The organism is Castellaniella hirudinis, assembly GCF_042651965.1.
In the GTDB taxonomy this organism is placed as follows: domain Bacteria; phylum Pseudomonadota; class Gammaproteobacteria; order Burkholderiales; family Burkholderiaceae_B; genus Castellaniella; species Castellaniella hirudinis.
The window spans coordinates 1-878 of record NZ_JBHSDY010000014.1 but is presented as its reverse complement, the minus strand read 5'-3'; the positions used below and the strand labels follow the sequence as shown (position 1 = coordinate 878).

General features: G+C 59.8%; 1 pseudogene. It reads left to right on the top strand.

Annotation, left to right across the window (positions count from 1 at the left end):
• A pseudogene (locus ACFO0J_RS17945) lies at positions 1-878 on the top strand (IS3 family transposase); the annotation flags it as partial.

Sequence of the window (878 nt, the reverse complement as noted above, 5' to 3'; positions counted from 1 at the left end):
CAATTCAAACTGTCAGTAGTGCAGAGCTACGAGCCGGGGAGGCAAGGCTTCAAATCCGTTGCACAGCGATACGACCTTGACTACGCGACAGTGCGGCGCTGGGTCGCAGCCTACCAGCAGCACGGGGTGTCAGGCCTACGCAAGAAGTTCAGCCACTACAGTGCAGAATTCAAGCTGTCTGTGCTGCGCCGGATGCAGCACGAGGAGCTATCAGCCCGTCAGGCGCTTGCGCTGTTCAATATTCGAGGTGGGACAGGAGTCATCGCTGACTGGCAACGTCGGTATCATGAGCAGGGTCTGGCTGGACTCCAGCCCAACTCCCGAGGCCGCCCGAAGAAGATGAAGATGCCAGCCCCTGAATCGCCCAAGCCCGCAGGTCCGTTGCCGGATGGCGCACGCTCACGCGAAGACCTGATGGAAGAGGTTCAGTCCCTGCGTGCAGAGGTGGCTTACCTAAAAAAATTACGGGCCTTGCTTCAGGCCAAAGAGCAAGCAGCGCAGAAAAAGCGCAGGTAGTGCTCGAACTGAGGCAAGGCCACACGTTGACGAGGCTGCTGAAGGCAGCGGAGCTGTCACGCAGCACGTTTTACTACCAGGCGGGGGTCCAGCAAGCTGGGGATCCGTATGCTGGGTTGAAGGCGCGCATCCGCGCTGTGTATGAATGCCACAAGGGCCGCTACGGCTACCGACGCGTCACGGCGGCGTTACGCCAGGCAGGTGAGATGGTCAACCACAAGACGGTCCAGCGACTGATGCAGGCGCTGGGACTGAAGTCTCTGGTGCGGCCAAAGAAATATCGTTCCTATCGGGGCCAGCAGGCCAACGTTCCCAATGTCCTGGCTCGCCAGTTCCAGGCGCAACAGCCGAACCAGAAATGG